16 protein-coding genes are annotated in these 15104 nt (G+C 47.0%); 13 read left to right on the top strand and 3 right to left on the bottom strand.

The window, feature by feature from the left end:
* A partial coding sequence (locus ACE1CM_RS02510; RefSeq protein WP_374875825.1) for a protein kinase occupies nt 1-737 on the bottom strand: 737 nt, incomplete at its 3' end.
* A gap of 305 nt (nt 738-1042) precedes the next feature.
* Here ACE1CM_RS02510 and ACE1CM_RS02505 point away from each other — a divergent pair.
* The 9 genes from ACE1CM_RS02505 (at nt 1043) to ACE1CM_RS02465 (ending at nt 10979) form a co-directional block, all read left to right on the top strand.
* Entirely contained in the window at nt 1043-1651 is a 609-nt protein-coding gene (locus ACE1CM_RS02505; RefSeq protein WP_374875824.1) for a hypothetical protein, read from the top strand.
* Between the two features lie 82 nt (nt 1652-1733).
* Nucleotides 1734-4136: an OmpA family protein gene (locus tag ACE1CM_RS02500; RefSeq protein WP_374875823.1), complete on the top strand. Its 2403-nt coding sequence runs from the start codon at nt 1734-1736 to the stop codon at nt 4134-4136.
* A gap of 78 nt (nt 4137-4214) precedes the next feature.
* Nucleotides 4215-4748, top strand: a complete 534-nt coding sequence (locus ACE1CM_RS02495; protein WP_374875822.1) for a Rab family GTPase — start codon at nt 4215-4217, stop codon at nt 4746-4748.
* Between the two features lie 4 nt (nt 4749-4752).
* Nucleotides 4753-6255 carry an ATP-binding protein gene (locus ACE1CM_RS02490; protein ID WP_374875821.1) on the top strand — a complete coding sequence of 501 codons (1503 nt, stop codon included), beginning with the start codon at nt 4753-4755 and terminating at the stop codon, nt 6253-6255.
* Between the two features lie 17 nt (nt 6256-6272).
* Nucleotides 6273-6572, top strand: a complete 300-nt coding sequence (locus ACE1CM_RS02485) for a hypothetical protein (protein ID WP_374875820.1) — start codon at nt 6273-6275, stop codon at nt 6570-6572.
* A 38-nt stretch (nt 6573-6610) separates the two neighbouring features.
* The gene (locus tag ACE1CM_RS02480; protein WP_374875827.1) at nt 6611-6904 is read left to right on the top strand and encodes a PAS domain S-box protein; all 294 of its coding nucleotides are present in this window, start codon (nt 6611-6613) and stop codon (nt 6902-6904) included.
* Nucleotides 6905-7198: 294 nt separating this feature from the next.
* Complete coding sequence (locus ACE1CM_RS02475; protein ID WP_374875819.1) at nt 7199-9187, top strand: adenylate/guanylate cyclase domain-containing protein; 1989 nt, start codon at nt 7199-7201, stop codon at nt 9185-9187.
* Between the two features lie 83 nt (nt 9188-9270).
* A complete protein-coding gene (locus ACE1CM_RS02470) occupies nt 9271-9507 on the top strand; it encodes a hypothetical protein (protein ID WP_226574927.1) in 237 nt (78 codons plus the stop codon).
* 209 nt (nt 9508-9716) lie between these two features.
* Nucleotides 9717-10979, top strand: coding sequence for an RNA-guided endonuclease InsQ/TnpB family protein (locus ACE1CM_RS02465; RefSeq protein WP_374875818.1), 1263 nt, complete (start codon nt 9717-9719; stop codon nt 10977-10979).
* Between the two features lie 64 nt (nt 10980-11043).
* Here ACE1CM_RS02465 and ACE1CM_RS02460 read toward each other — a convergent pair whose 3' ends face one another.
* A complete protein-coding gene (locus ACE1CM_RS02460; RefSeq protein ID WP_374875826.1) occupies nt 11044-11631 on the bottom strand; it encodes a response regulator in 588 nt (195 codons plus the stop codon).
* A 419-nt stretch (nt 11632-12050) separates the two neighbouring features.
* On the opposite strand from ACE1CM_RS02460, the gene lipA reads away from it, so the two are divergent.
* Both lipA and ACE1CM_RS02450 read left to right on the top strand, forming a co-directional pair.
* Nucleotides 12051-12980, top strand: coding sequence for a lipoyl synthase (gene lipA / locus ACE1CM_RS02455; protein ID WP_374875817.1), 930 nt, complete (start codon nt 12051-12053; stop codon nt 12978-12980).
* Nucleotides 12981-13231: 251 nt separating this feature from the next.
* Complete coding sequence (locus ACE1CM_RS02450) at nt 13232-13360, top strand: photosystem I protein PsaX (protein WP_374875816.1); 129 nt, start codon at nt 13232-13234, stop codon at nt 13358-13360.
* A gap of 109 nt (nt 13361-13469) precedes the next feature.
* On the opposite strand, the gene ACE1CM_RS02445 is transcribed toward ACE1CM_RS02450, so the two are convergent.
* Nucleotides 13470-14345, bottom strand: coding sequence for a branched-chain amino acid ABC transporter permease (locus tag ACE1CM_RS02445; protein ID WP_374875815.1), 876 nt, complete (start codon nt 14343-14345; stop codon nt 13470-13472).
* A gap of 1 nt (nt 14346) precedes the next feature.
* Here ACE1CM_RS02445 and ACE1CM_RS02440 point away from each other — a divergent pair, with 1 nt between their 5' ends.
* Nucleotides 14347-14586 (top strand): hypothetical protein, encoded by a 240-nt coding sequence (locus tag ACE1CM_RS02440; RefSeq protein ID WP_374875814.1) that lies wholly within the window; start codon nt 14347-14349, stop codon nt 14584-14586.
* 293 nt (nt 14587-14879) lie between these two features.
* The gene (locus tag ACE1CM_RS02435) at nt 14880-15017 is read left to right on the top strand and encodes a helix-turn-helix domain-containing protein (RefSeq protein ID WP_374875813.1); all 138 of its coding nucleotides are present in this window, start codon (nt 14880-14882) and stop codon (nt 15015-15017) included.
* The last annotated feature ends 87 nt before the right edge of the window (nt 15018-15104 follow it).

Raw genomic sequence — 15104 nt, 5'->3', positions numbered from 1 at the left:
TCAGGGGGGGATTGCTCCCCCCTTGCCAAGGGTGGGTCAGGGGGGGATTGCTCCCCCCTTGCCAAGGGGGGGTCAGGGGGGGATTGCTCCCCCCTTGCCAAGGGGGGGTCAGGGGGGGATTGCTCCCCCCTTGCCAAGGGGGGGTCAGGGGGGGATTGCTCCCCCCTTGCCAAGGGGGGACTAAGGGGGGATCGGCTCCCCTTTTCTAAGGGGGGGGAACGGCGAATAATATTGGCGGGTTTGATGTCTCGGTGAATTACCTCGTGGGAGTGGACAAATTGCAGCACGGGGAGCAAATCGTTTAATACCTGCCGAATCTCGGTTTCGTTAAAACTTCCCTTCGATGCCAACTCTTGCGATAAGGTTAACCCTTCGATAAATTCTTGTACTAGATACGAAAAGCCATCTTGGTCGAAATGCGCCAGCAAGTCGGGAATTTGGGGATGTTTGCCCAACTCGTCCAAGCGCATCGCTTCTTGGTGAAATAATTCGGCGGCTTTCTGGATGTTGCTGCTACCTTGGACTTGGGGGAAAAATTGCTTAATCACGCAACGCGGTTTGGACGGTTTATCTTCATCCAAGGCGAGAAAGGTTCTGCCAAAACCTCCCTGACCGATGGGTTTAATCGCTCGGTAGCGGTCTTTGAGTAGCAATTTTGACCCACAACTGCGGCAAAACTTTGTCCCATCCAGATTCTGGTGGGGCATGGGGCAAGCGGGATTAAGACAATAACTCATACCGGCTAGCAATTAGCATACTAACTCTATCTTGACTCGAAAAGTGGTAAAAGTGACAGGGAGAGGCACAACCCAGAGTGAGAGAGCAAAAACTCCAGAGTGCGAAGAATCTAAGTTTCGTTCTCCCTCTTACCTGTACCCAGATGCTGCCGCAATGGTTTAAGGAAAAACAAAATTACAGGATAAAATTGCCCGCTAGTCATAAAATTAGCCTGACTTTATTCATAAATCTGCCTTGGATGGTAAACTGACGATAGACAGCCATGTTTTACGGCTGATCTGTATGTCCCTACTAGGTATTTCTCATGGCTGAAGTAACAAAAGAAGCATTACGCGACAGACTGGGAAACATAGACCAAATCCGCGATATTCTCATGGGGCCGCAACTGCGAGACTATGAAACTCGTCTCGCTCAGGTAGAGGCGGACTTGTCTTTACTACGGCAAGATCTGCGCGAGCGCATCGAAGAAACCAAAACCTCTTTCGCAACTGAAATACGCACCAACGTCGAATCTTTAGAGAAAAAAATTAAGGCGGTCAGCTTAACCGCTTCGGAAGAAAGTGCCGACCTGCGCCAGTTGAGCGATCGCATGAACAAAAGGTTTTCTAACACGATTGAAGCTTTAAATGATAGCGTCGATAAGCAAGTTGCTTCCTTGCGCGAGGAACTTTCCGAATCTAAAGCCAGACTCCAAGAAGATGTCCGGAATCTCAGAGATCAAATTTTTGAAGAACTAGACAGGCAATTTTCTGCCTTGAGGACTGGCAAGGTATCCAAAGATGACATGGCAGAAATTCTGTTTGAAGTAGCAATGCGAATCAAAGGCACTGAATTTGTTCGCCAATTGAAAGAAGCAACCGATACAGAAGTTTATGGCGGTATTGCCGTCCTGGAAGACGAGGATAACCCATAAAATCAATCGGGAGCTAAGATCGGACAGGTGGGGGGAATTGTAGGCGGCTAAAGCTTGAGGATAAGAATAGGGATGGCAGTGCATGGATACAACCAAAGAAAATCTAGAGGAGATCCATTCCCAAAAGGTTGAAAGTGCCGCAGCACTAAACCAGATCAATGGCTTGTTGGATCTGCTGGTAGAACTAAAAATCATCGACCAGAACGAGTCACCTGAATTGGATTTAAAACCCTCATCGCTTGAGGAAACAGGCGGGGAAATAGAAGCATGGAAAAACCTGTTTCAATCACCCCAAATGTTGGCACTGCCACCCGCAAAAGAAATTGGGGTGCCATCGCTTCATGGTAGCGATGCAGGAAACGCGGACGAAGAAATTTCCCCCCTACCAACATTAATCGAACGCAGTCAAGAAACTTGGAATCACCAATCTTACGCCCACGTAGGGGAGAATAATTTAAACCAAACGCCGGAAATCGACGAAGATAGATCGATAGAACTGATAAGTCAGTTATTTTTAGTTGGGGGATCAACAACGAGTAAAGAGAATTTAGAAAACGAGAATGCCTTGGGGGAAAACCAGGCAGAGATAGCCGCAATCGGGGAAGAAGAACCGGAAATCGAGGACGATCCGTTTAAGCGGTTGCAAGATATTTTAGTACAGCCAGAAGTATCTGAGGTGCGCGAATTGGTGGCTTATGTAGACCAGAAAGTCGCAAATCTAGAGCATCAAATTTACGAACCAAGCGAGTTGATCAATTTACTTTTGCCCTGGATAGCAGAACTTTTAAGTCGCAAAGTAGACGAGTCTAAAGATGAAGTAATAGGGGCGATAGCTCCGATCATAGATCAAATCATTGAAAGCAGAACCGAGCAAGACCGGGAAGCAATGAGTGCAGCTTTAGCGCCTTTAATCGCGGCGGCAATTACCCAACAAATCAACAATGCTCCCGAAGAAGTTGCTCAAGCGATCGGACCCACAATGGGCAAAGCAATCAAAGAACAAATTGCCCTCGAACGCGACGCAATGGTAGACGCACTTTATCCAGTAATTGGCAGCACCGTTGCCAGATACATCGCCGAAGCGATTCGCGACATTAACGAAAAAGTCGCCAATGCCTTTAGCGTACAAGGAGTTAGCCGCAAAATTCGCGCCAAAGTGCAAGGAGTTTCTGAGGGAGAACTAATATTCAAAGAATCAATACCCTTTACGGTCCAAGCTATCTTTTTAATTCACAAAACTTCTGGACTGGTAATTTCAGAAGTCCAGATGTCTGGAGAACAGAAACTAGAAGCAGACATGGTAGCAGGGATGCTCACCGCTATCCGCAGTTTCGTTAACGATTGTATCGCCCAGACAGGTGAAATTTCCGAACTCGATGCCATCGACTACGGCAATTCTAAAATCATTTTAGAAGTGGCAGGATATTGCTACCTGGCAATCGTGATTACAGGAGATCCGCCCAAGTCTTTCATTAAACAAGTGCGGCAAACATTGAGTACTATCATCATCAAGTACGGTAAAGCCATCGAGTCTTTTGACGGCGATCCTGCTAACGTTCCCGCGCCGGTGAGATCGATGTTAGATAAGTTGATAGAAACCCCCTCCAAGCAGAAAGCAGCGAAACCGCCAGTTGCCCTGATCGGCATTAGCTTAGCAGCTTTGAGTCTCGTTCTCGTTCCTTGGGGAATTTTTGCCTATCGCAACAGCATCGACCGCCGCATCGAAGCTAACGCCGCCGAAGCTTTAGCATCTGCCCCACAATTAGCCGTATACCGCCTCAACGTCAAGGCGGATGGAGATACCCTGCGCCTGTCTGGCAAGTTACCGACTGAGTATCTGCGCCAAAAAGCCGAAAAAATCGCCCGCGACTCGGCACCGAATCTAAAGTTATACAATGAGATCTTTGCCGTCGAAGTTCCTCCCGATCCGGTATTAGCAGGTGCAGAAGTTAAACGGGTGACATCTGTTCTCAATCAAACTAACGGCATTGCGATCGCGGCGCAATACAATGCAGGTAAAGTCACCTTGTCGGGGACTGTCAACTCTTTTACCGATGCCCAGAAAATTACCCAAGCGTTTGCTCAAATTCCCGGTGTTACATCTGTGACCAACACCGTCCAAATACAGCCGTTCAAAATTGACGCCCGCATCTATTTTGAGTTGGGTTCTGCTGAATTAACTTTCCCAGATGCGGGTGACAAAATTAACCAAGTTAAGGATATTCTCACCAAAAATACAGGAATAAATCTAAAAATAATCGGCCATAGCGATCGCACCGGCACCCTGCCAGAAAACCAGCGCCTATCCTTGGAAAGAGCCAGAACCGTGCGAGATGCTCTGATCCGCGCTGGTATCGCCCCCAAGCGCTTACTGATAGCTGGAACCGCTCAACCCCCCCTCGATGTCGATCCGGAACGAGAGGCCGCCAGAAGCCGCGTTGTGCGGTTCGAGGCGTTGACGCCGGAACCAGCTAAAACTAAATAAAAATAAAATATTCAGCAAGAGCGGATAATAAATGATAGAATAATAAGCTTTTATCAGAGAGAATAGAGCAATTAAGTCATGTCTGCAATATCCAAAAAAATCTGTATGGTTGGCGACTTCGGGGTGGGTAAAACCAGCTTAATTCGTCGCTTTGTAGAACGCCAGTTCAACGATAAGTATCTTTCAACGGTGGGAGTCAAGATTTCCCGCAAAACCGTTGAATTAGCCGACATAAAACAGCAAGATCGGCTGAACGTGCAGTTGCTGATTTGGGATATTGAAGGTCATACCAAATTTAAAGCGATCGCTCCCACCTATCTGCAAGGTGCCGCTGGCGCCGTCATCGTTGGCGATTTCAGTCGTCAGGAAACCTTAGATCGGATTACAGAGCATATTCAGCTGTTTTTATCCGTAAATCCCAAAGGGTTTATTGTTATTGCTTTAAATAAAGCAGATCTGGTAGATGAAGAGAAAGTAGAAAAACTACTTTTCAATTATCAATTCAACGACCACGAGCGAGTGATACAAACCTATCCCACATCCGCCAAAACCGGAATCTATGTTGACGAGCTTTTTGAAAAATTAAGTTACCGCATCGTTGAATCTGCTTAGAATTATGGATTACCTCACGCTCGATCGAGAATTAAAAATACAAGAAACTTCCTTGGCAGTGCAACGCTTTGCTGATTCTCCCCATGAGGTAAAAAAGGGAAAAGATATCCGCCTCGGCTTTCCAGAATTTATTGGAATTGAAGAAATCCTGATTGCCATCTTTGATGAACGAATGAAGAGTTTCGAGTTAAAAGGAATTCAACGATTTTACGAACCAAATTCTCCTATCTACATTGATATTTATGTTTTATTCAGGAAAAATGAAAACAATTCAGAAAGCCAAATATTTATCATCTTTGAAGATGTGACTGAAAAAATGCTTTTAGAGCAAAGTTTAGCACAGACAATCCGGGAAACAAGTCTTTTATCAAGTACCCTAGCTCAGTACAAAGAATACATCGATAAAATTATCGACGCGATGACAGATATATTGTTAGTCACAACTGAATCGGGTTATATAAAAAAAGTTAATATAGCCGCCAAAGATTTGTGGGGTTATAGGGAAGAAGAGTTAATTAATCAACATATTTCGACGCTAATACCCGATGAAAATTTTTTATCGAAGGTTGTGCAAAAACCTGACGCACCTAAAAAAAGCATATTTAAAGATGTAGAAGTAGTTTGTCAAACCAAAACAGGCAAAGAAATTATCTTAGGGTTTTCCCGTTCTCCTATTCAAACCGATATAGAAGAGTTACACAATTTTGTTTATATTGGTCGGGACATCACCAAGCGCAAGCAAGCGGAAGCAGAAATTCGTCAGGCGCTGGCTAAAGAAAAAGAACTCAGCGAATTAAAATTCCGCTTTTTCTCAATGGTCACCCATGAATTTGGCAACCCACTGAACAGTATACTCATGTCCGTTGCCTTACTCGAACACTACGGTACTGAATCAACCCCAGAAGAAAACCTCGAATATATTGAGAACATTAAAACAGCCGCTAACCAAATGACCGAGCTATTAAAAGATGTGTTGGTCATCAACAAAGCAGAAGCAGGCAAATTAAAATTTAATCCAGCAGCCATCGATTTAATAAAATTATGCAACGAATTAGTAGAACAAATAAAACTGGCGACCGGGGGCAAACGCCAAATTATTTTTGCCATTAATAACGACAATGAAGCGGGAAAGGAAAGCCACTTTACCCCCTTTTTTCCTTGTATGGATGAAACCCTGCTCCGGCACATCCTGACAAATTTACTCTCGAATGCGGTGAAGTATTCCCCTGTAGACACCACCGTTTATTTTGACCTAAATTATCAGGATCAAGAACTCATTTTTAAAATCAAAGACGAGGGCATTGGCATTACTTTAGAAGACCAAAAACAATTGTTTGAGTTGTTTCATAGAGGGAAAAATGTGGGTCAAATTCCCGGAACCGGACTCGGTTTATCAATTGTCAAGCAAGCTTTAGACTTGCACGGGGGCAAAATTGCAGTGGAGAGCGAAGTAGGAATCGGTACTACGTTCGTAGTCACGATACCCTTGAGTCAAGGACTTTCTTGAACTATTGCATTACGCCTATGAAATACTGGGTACTCGATCAGATTTTCAACCACGCTTCAAAACCACGCCAAATGGAATACCTGGTAGTGGATGAAAACTTCAGCATCAAAGACATATCCGATCAAGTACAACAGTTTGCCGAACATGCTACCCAAGTGAAGCTGGGAAAAGATATCCGCGACAGCTTTCCCGAACTGATTGGGTTTGAAGATATTTTAACCCCTGTGCTTCCAGCAAGGCAGGATATTTTTGAATTTACAGGAATTGCTAGGGTTTCAGAGCGAAATGAAAATACTTTTCAACCGCCCTTGATGTGACGGTAAAAATGATTTCATAACAATATTTAGCACAGACAATTCGTGAAACAATTCTGCAATCAATTGCCTTAGATGCCTGCAAAAATTACCAGGATAAAATTCTCACCTCAATGCCAGAATCCTTAATCGTGACGACGATTTCGGGAAAGAGCAAAACAGTTAATCTAGCCGCTTTAGAGTTGTTTGGGTATGGCGAGGCAGAATTAATTGCTCAACCGATATTAACCCTCGTCGCTGATGATAAAATAGCCCATAAAACCTGTAATAGCAAATTTTTCAGGACTGACGCAAACACCAAAGTTTCTCTGAAAAATCGTCGGTTTGGCAACTAAAGATCTACCCAGAAACAAAGGTTATAGGATCGTCGTGCGTCAGTCCTGTTTTTAAAAGAACTGAAAATAATTTTTCAAACAAAAAAGGTTCAAAAAATTGCTGTCACCTTTTCCCGTTCAACTATTCAAACAGAATTTAAGCAATGCCAAGATTTTGTCTATGTTGTTCGAGAATTAACGAGCGCTTGTAGGGAGAGCGATATGCCGACCGCACGAGTAGAGCGAACGCTAAAAAAAATTACTCGTAGGAGCGAGCTATTATAAAAAAAATACCGAATGAAATAATAACACCTAATGAACACCCTTGTCAAGCAACTATTAACTCACTTATTGCCAAACCGGAACCTGGAATACTTGGCGGTAGACCGGGAATTCAACATTCTAGAAATGTCTGAGGGTGTGGAACGCTTCGCCGACGATCCGAATCAGGTGAAACTGGGGCAAGATGTCCGATTTGGCTTTCCGGAACTGTTCGGGTGTGAAGAGATCCTGATCGCCGTGCTTGAAGGTCGGGAGAAAAGTTTCAATTTAAAAGCGATTGGTCGGTTTTTAGACCCGAACAATCCCCTGTATGTGGATATTTTAATTGTCAGCGATAAATATAGTGAAGAAAAGTTACAAGAACGGTTGTTTTTTTTAATTGAAGATGTAACCAAACAGATGGTTTTGGAGCAAAACTTAGTCCAGGGATACAATGAAACCAGTTTGTTAGCCAGTGCAATGGCGGCGGCGAAGCATTACTTGGATGGCATTATCAATGCGATGGCAGAAGTATTGTTAGTGACCAACAACTTGGGAAATATCAAAACAGTCAATCAAGCGGCTATAGATTTGTTTGGCTACAGCGAAGGGGAATTAATCGACCAGCCAATTTCAGATCTCGCATCAGATGGAAAAATATTGCTGCAAGCGATTGAATCGCGTTCCGGGCAACAAAATGAAGTATTTAAAGATTTAACAATCGTTTGTAAAACCAAAACCGGCAAAAAAATTGACGTGGCCTTTTCTTGTTCGGCAATTGAGACAGAAATCGAGGGGATTACCGATTTTGTTTATGTCGGTCGAGATATCACCGAACGCCTGCGCGCCGAAAAGCGCAAGGCGGCGCAGTATGCCATAACCCGCAGCTTATCCGAGTCTGCCACGCTTTCTGTCGCCGCGCCAAAAATTTTATCAGCACTTTGCGAACATTTGGGATGGGATGCGGGTCAACTGTGGATACCAAATCAGCAGGTAATACCACCAGCGAGTGCAGGGGAAAGTTGTCCGATTCCGATCTTATTGCGATGCGCCCAACAGTGGGTAAAACCATCAGTTTCCATCCCAGAGTTTGCCAACCTTACCTGGCATATTAGCTTTGAGTTGGGTGTAGGATTGGCCGGTCGCGTTTGGCAGAATTGTTCCCCCTTGTGGATCACCGATGTGGTGGATGATGCCAACTTTCCCCTCGCGAGTTTGGCATCGCAACAGGGATTGCACGAGGCTTTGGGTTTTCCGATCATGGGAAACGGTGAAGCTTTGGGGGTGATGACATTCTTTGGTCGCGAAGTCGAACCACCCGATGCAGATTTGCTCCAGGTGATGGCGGCGATTGGTAGCCAAATCGGTCAGTATATGAAGCGCAAGCAAGCAGAAGAAGCACTGCGCTATCAACAGCAACAAACCGATCGCTTGCTGTTGAATATCTTACCCGCCACGATTGCCGAACGCCTGAAAAAGGATCAAAGAACGATTGCCGAACACTTTGCTGAAGTGAGCGTTCTGTTTGGCGATATCGTTGGCTTTACAGAACTATCAACTCGCATCTCGCCGACAGAATTGGTTCATATGCTGAACGCGATTTTTTCAGAGTTTGATTATCTCGCCGACCGACACGGGTTAGAAAAAATCAAGACGATCGGAGATGCTTACATGGTAGTCGGAGGTATTCCCCTTCCCAAACCCGATCACGCCCTTGCGGTGGCGGAAATGGCACTCGACATGCAAGCCACAATGGTTCAATTTAACGCCGAGACTGGTCAAAATTTTAGGATGCGAATTGGGATTCATACCGGCCCCGTGACGGCGGGGGTGATTGGTGTTAAAAAGTTTATCTACGACCTCTGGGGGGATACGGTCAATACAGCTAGCCGCATGGAATCTCACGGGATACCGGGTGAGATTCAGGTAACCCAGGATACCTACGATCGATTGCGCGATCGCTTTTGGCTGCAAGAACGGGGTCCGATCGCGGTCAAAGGCAAAGGAGAAATGATGGCGTATTTATTAAAGGGGCGCAAATAAATAGTTTAAATCCCAGTTAAGCTTTTCGCGCTCGCGGACTAGGGGTCATAAGATAGATTCAAACTCGTTGGAGGGAAGCCACGATGAAAATTTCACGCCCCAACGCCAAAAACCCCACAGCCGAAGAAATCCGACAACTCGAAAAACTCAAAGCGGCGATCGAGCGTGCCACAGCAGATGGCAAGGTGACGCGACAAGAACTAGAAACGATTAAGGCAGCAGAATGGGCTGACGGCAAGATTTCCGTTGAAGAATTGGAATTGTACAGAACTCTGATCCTAGAAAAAATTGAAAAAGGCGAGCTGGAATACGAGTGGTAGGGGTACGGCAGCGACCGCCAAAACCTGGCGATTGCCCTGCCCCTACAAAAACTTTGCGGGAGGTTGAGAGCCTCCCAGTTTCAACGGGAGGATGAAAACCGACTCGACAGGGCTAAAGCCCTTGTGTGGGTTCGGATATTCTACCATTTTTCGCGACTAGCGGCAAATTATACGAAATGGCGATATAATTTGTAGAGGGAGGTTAGCCAATGTTAACCCTGTCTTACGAGTACAAAGCGATGCCCACGGATGAGCAGATCCAGCTAATCGAACACACCCTAGACTTGTGCCGAAAAGTGTGGAACTTTGCCCTGGGTGAGCGTAAAGATTGGCTGAATTCTCGCAAGTGCCCGGTTAATGCTTGCTCAATCGTCACTGAATACATCACGCCTGCTGATGCGCCATATCCCAACTATGCGCATCAGTGCAAGCTGCTAACAGTTGCAAAAAAGCAGTATCCGGAACTCAAGACTGTTAATGCTCAAGTGTTGCAACAGGTTTTGAGAAAACTGGAAACCGCATTTGTGGACACGGGGCGCAAAGGTATGGGATTCCCCCGATTCAAGAACCGTTACCGGATGCGCTCATTCGTGTACCCGCAATTGGGTAAAGGGGAGATCCACAAAGGTAATCAGATTAAGTTGCCGCAGTTGGGCTGGTTGGAATACGTGAAGTCGCGGGAAATTCCTGATGGCTTCACCGTGAAGCAGGCGCGGATAGTGCGCAAGGCTTCTGGCTACTTCCTGATGCTCACCCTGGAATGTGATGTAAATGTGCCGAATCCTGTTCCTGCTGGGCACCCACGCGGGATTGATTTGGGACTCGATAAATTTGCGGCAACCTCCGACGGGGAGTTGATTGAACGTCCTCGGTTTCTGAATAGCCTGCACCGCAAGCTGAAATTGCTGCAACGCAGGCTGAAGAACAAGCAAAAGGGGTCGAACAATCGACACAAACTGAATTGGAAAATCGCACGGTTGCATCAACGCATTGCGGATACTCGCAAAGATTGGCACTTCAAGCTGACTCACAAACTCTGTGACGACGCGGGCATGATCTTTGTTGAAGATATCGACTTCCGCACTTGGGCGAAAGGAATGCTGGGCAAACACACCTTAGATGCTGGATTTGGACAGTTCGTCTCAATCTTGCAATGGGTGTGCTGGAAGCGAGGTGTGTACTTTGCCAAGGTGGACAAGGATTACACCTCGCAAGTGTGCCCACAATGCGATACGCATACGGGCAAGAAAGATTTAAGTGACAGACTGCATGTCTGCCACAACTGCGGTTACACAACTCATCGAGACGTGGCAGCCGCACAGGTGATCCGTAATAGAGGGTACTCTGCGCTGGGACGCGGCGTGGAAGAAAATGCCTGTGGAGACGGTCTGGCGGGGACGGGCAACCGTCTAGTTAAGAGTCAGCGAAGCAGGAAGAAGAAAGGTGACGCAGCGGTGCTTGGGCCCGCGTAGTCGCTTCCTTTGAGAATCCCCCGTCATTCATGCGGGGGAGTACGTCACTTCACGTCACGTCACGTCACTTCAGCTTTGACTTGATAAAGGTCATAATCTGAGCTTGCTGTTTCTTCAGCGCCTCAATTTCGGCCTGCATCTTGGCAATTTGCTGTTTTAAGGCTTGAATCTCTGCTGCACCTGCGCCATCGGCTGCTGCTGGTGCCGGTGCCGGGGCTGGTGCTGCTGCTGGTGCCGTTGCTGCTGCTGGTGCTGGTGCCTCGCGAGGCAGCTTCGCCTTTTTCATGGCAGACTGGATACCTGCAATCAGATCCTTCTGCTCAAAGGGCTTGAGGATAAACTCAAAATATTTATTAAATGCGGGTTCTGGAATTTTTTCTAAAACTTCTTCCCTACGCCCCGACATGATCACCAGAGGAATTTTCTGTAACTCTGGTTTGCTTTGCAGTTGCTTATAAACTTCCAAGCCGTTCATTTTCGGCATCAGGAAGTCTAACATGATTAAGTTTGGACGTTCCTGATTGATCAACTTAAGTCCCTCTTGACCGTCTTTGGCTTCTAGGACTTGAAAATTGCCCTTAGGCAGCATCGCTTGGACTTGCTTCCTAACAGAGAGGCTATCATCGATAACCAGGATTTTATTAGCCACAATCGACTCCTCTGGCTGGAACTATTAGCTTAGGGTGTGAATTGACCACTTAACTTTGACACTCCCCGTGTCTATTGGTGCGGGGATTGTTAAGACATTACCGTCTTAATATCCTGAGAACTCGGGCTTACCGGGCGCAATCTTTCTGCCATTAGGCGGTCTGCTATCCTAGTCTTACAACTAGCTCCTCGGTCATTCACTTTCCCCCAGTCCGGGGGTAAGTTTTAACTTCTTGTACTGACGGACGAATCTTAGCACAGTTGCTTGTAACTTGACTCGACGATCTTTTCCCGGCAAGCACTACATCCCCGCTTAATCACGGGGGTTTTGTGCTTCTCGTCAACCCTGATAATGCCAGTTTAGCGAAAGGTCTACAATTTTGATACAAAACCCGCTTAAAGTCTTCAGTAAGTAGCGATCCTATGCCGTTAGAAGTAAAGCCAACTGAGTCAACCACAACAGCTGCTTCCCTGCCTCGTGCTGAAATTGAGGCCATGCCTTCTTGGTTGCGCCGCTCCATCGGCAAAGCCAGCGATATTTCTACCGTTCAGCGAATTATCAAGCAGCGCCAGATTCATACGATTTGCGAAGAAGGGCGCTGTCCCAACCGGGGCGAGTGCTATTCCCAAAAAACCGCAACCTTCTTGCTCATGGGGCCAACGTGTACCAGAAGTTGTGGTTTTTGTCAAGTAGATAAAGGACATGCGCCGATGCCCCTCGACCCAGAGGAACCGGGCAAAGTGGCAGAGGCGGTGAAGTTGTTGGGGTTGCGTTATGCGGTGCTGACTTCGGTGGCGCGGGATGACTTGGGGGATGGGGGTGCAGGATGGTTTGTAGCGACAATGGCAGCGATTCGGGAAATCAACCCAGAAACGCAGATAGAGGTGCTGACGCCGGACTTTTGGGGCGGGAAGAATGCAGAACCAGAACAGCGTCAGCGGGTGGAAACGATCGCCGTGGCGAAACCGGCTTGTTACAACCACAATATCGAGACAGTGAGACGCCTACAAGCGCCCGTGCGGCGGGGAGCGAAGTACGAGCGCAGTCTGGCAGTTTTGCGCCTGGTTAAGCAAGTAGACCCGACTATACCAACCAAGTCCGGTTTAATGTTGGGACACGGGGAAACAATGGCTGAGATCGTCGAAACGATGGAAGATTTGAGGGCGGTGGGGTGCGATCGCATCACCCTGGGACAATATATGCGCCCATCCCTCGAACACCTACCCGTGCAAAAATACTGGACGCCGGAAGAATTCGACCAACTGGGAGACATCGCCAAAAGTATTGGTTTTGCTCACGTGCGTAGCGGTCCGCTAGTTCGCAGTTCCTACCACGCCGGGGAAAGTGAATAAGGCAGGTGGGCAGGTGTGCAGGTGAGAATTACCAATGACTCCAGGACTTACGCAAAGAAACCCGGTTTCTACGAAAAATCGTTGGTTTGGGAACCAGAGATCGACGGTCGAAACCGGGTTTCTGGCAACGCCCTTGCGTAAGTCCTGGACTCATTACCCACGACCCAAAGAAAAGATTTTTATCAACTCGCACTAAAGGTGCAACTTCTTTGGTATTTCTTAATAAGTTCCATCGATCAGGAGAACACTTTATGGCGAAAACCACTAACGCTACCACCCAAACTGGTAAATTCCCCTATCCCTTCCGCACGGGCTGGGCTTTGGTGCTGTTGGCTATTAACTTCTTAGTAGCAGCCTACTATTTCCACATCATCGAGTAATTACAAGTGAGGGATGAGGGATAAGGGATAAATTAGATACTTCGGTAGAATTAAGCAACCTAATTTTACCGATAATCCGATCGAGCCTTATCCTTCATCCCTCAAGCTTTTAGAGCGTGCCTTTGAATAAACCTTGGGGACGGACGAGCAGCACGAGTACCATAATGAACAGGGCTACAGCGAGCTTGTATTCGGTAGGCAGCAAGAAAGTGCTGACTTCTTGGGCAACGCCGATGACCAAAGCACCGGCGATCGCTCCGTAAGGGTTGCCAATCCCGCCCAGAATTACTGAGGCAAACATCGGTAAAATTAGAAACCAACCCATATTCGGGCGCACGGCTTCGGTTAATCCCAGCATTCCGCCGCCGAGTGCCGTCAAGCTGCCAGCTATTACCCAAGTCCAAATGACAACGCGCTCGACGTTGATGCCGGATACGCGAGCCAAGTCAACATTATCCGCCACCGCCCGCATCGCTTTGCCGATTTTGGTATTCTGCAACAAAAAGTGCAGCCCTAAAATCGCTAGAAACGCCAAAGCCACAACAATCAGATCGAAGAAAGGCACTTTGATGCCCAGGATATCGACAGCGGCGGCAACGGGCAGATTGTAAGATTGGTTACTTCCTCCCCAGATTAAGATAATGCCGTTGCGGATAAATAAAGCCAGTCCAATCGACATGATAATCAGCGTAGTCGAGGTGGCGCGAATCGCACGCATCGGCGACCAAAGTAACTGTTCGCACAAGAGCATTCCCAGTACGGTTACTCCAGCCCCTAAAATCATCGCTAGCCAGATATTGACGCCGCTGCGATTCGCTACCCAGGTAAGATAAGCTCCCAAGGTCATAAAGTCACCGTGGGCAAAATTGGAAAGGCGCAAAATGCCGTAAGTTAGGGTTAATCCCACAGCAGCCAGGGCAATAATACTGCCCAAGGCGATTCCGTTTACAGTTAATTGAGTTAATCGCAACAGTTGTTCATCCATCGTGATATCGTTTGCGGTTGCATCTAAAGTAACAGCCGATCCTAAAACCAAACTGGTGGAATTCGACACCGAAGAACCGCAAGATCGCTACTTTTCCCAATACTCCAACTTAGCAATAAACTCGTCGAGCGCTGCCCGGACGGCTTTGAGTTTGTCTGACCGCACGCCAGTCAGGATGGGTTCGCGCAAGCTAGGGTATGCATATCGCGTATCGCGTCATAGTCCGGGAGATTCCGGTTAACGGGTTTTTCTGGTTTGGTTGCGATCGCTGTCTTCACCCGCCCCAGCAGCTCATTTGGGTCCCCGCCTTCATCCAGCACCGACCGATAAGCACCTGCCAACTGCTCCACTACTGGCTGAATTGGTTCACCGGATGCGGTAATGGGTTGATAGGTAAGGCGCTTTCTTGCCGCGTCCGCCTTTGGCTATGCTGTCCATAAACTTGTCAAAAATTTGGGTTTAAAGCCCCGTCGTTCTACGACGGCTTTTATCCAGGCTTTGGTTTATAATGGACACAACAAATTAAACAAAAAGATGAAAGCCAGGTATCGTTATAGGTGCTATCCCACAGCAAGTCAAAAGTTGGCATTAGCCAAATTATTTGGTTGCGTGCGCGTAGTCTACGTGCGATTCGTTCCGGCAAAAATGGAAAGCCCAACGGCCCAAGTGTAAGCAGGGCAAGGTTTATAATAACTAACCTTGACAATCTAATTTCCGTGATGGTGTAAGTCCATCCCTCTTGATGTTGGAGTGACAGCC

Origin of the sequence: Microseira sp. BLCC-F43 (genome assembly GCF_041929235.1) — a bacterium.
GTDB lineage: Bacteria > Cyanobacteriota > Cyanobacteriia > Cyanobacteriales > Aerosakkonemataceae > Microseira.
Note: the sequence above shows the minus strand (reverse complement) of the source record. Positions and strands in the feature narration are given on the sequence as shown.

Coding starts and splice junctions, on each gene's coding strand:
- ACE1CM_RS02505 (WP_374875824.1), top strand. CDS start 1,043: ATGGCTGAAGTAACAAAAGAAGCATTACGCGACAGACTGGGAAACATA.
- ACE1CM_RS02500 (WP_374875823.1), top strand. CDS start 1,734: ATGGATACAACCAAAGAAAATCTAGAGGAGATCCATTCCCAAAAGGTT.
- ACE1CM_RS02495 (WP_374875822.1), top strand. CDS start 4,215: ATGTCTGCAATATCCAAAAAAATCTGTATGGTTGGCGACTTCGGGGTG.
- ACE1CM_RS02490 (WP_374875821.1), top strand. CDS start 4,753: ATGGATTACCTCACGCTCGATCGAGAATTAAAAATACAAGAAACTTCC.
- ACE1CM_RS02485 (WP_374875820.1), top strand. CDS start 6,273: ATGAAATACTGGGTACTCGATCAGATTTTCAACCACGCTTCAAAACCA.
- ACE1CM_RS02475 (WP_374875819.1), top strand. CDS start 7,199: ATGAACACCCTTGTCAAGCAACTATTAACTCACTTATTGCCAAACCGG.
- ACE1CM_RS02470 (WP_226574927.1), top strand. CDS start 9,271: ATGAAAATTTCACGCCCCAACGCCAAAAACCCCACAGCCGAAGAAATC.
- ACE1CM_RS02465 (WP_374875818.1), top strand. CDS start 9,717: ATGTTAACCCTGTCTTACGAGTACAAAGCGATGCCCACGGATGAGCAG.
- lipA (WP_374875817.1), top strand. CDS start 12,051: ATGCCGTTAGAAGTAAAGCCAACTGAGTCAACCACAACAGCTGCTTCC.
- ACE1CM_RS02450 (WP_374875816.1), top strand. CDS start 13,232: ATGGCGAAAACCACTAACGCTACCACCCAAACTGGTAAATTCCCCTAT.
- ACE1CM_RS02445 (WP_374875815.1), bottom strand. CDS start 14,345: ATGGATGAACAACTGTTGCGATTAACTCAATTAACTGTAAACGGAATC.
- ACE1CM_RS02435 (WP_374875813.1), top strand. CDS start 14,880: ATGAAAGCCAGGTATCGTTATAGGTGCTATCCCACAGCAAGTCAAAAG.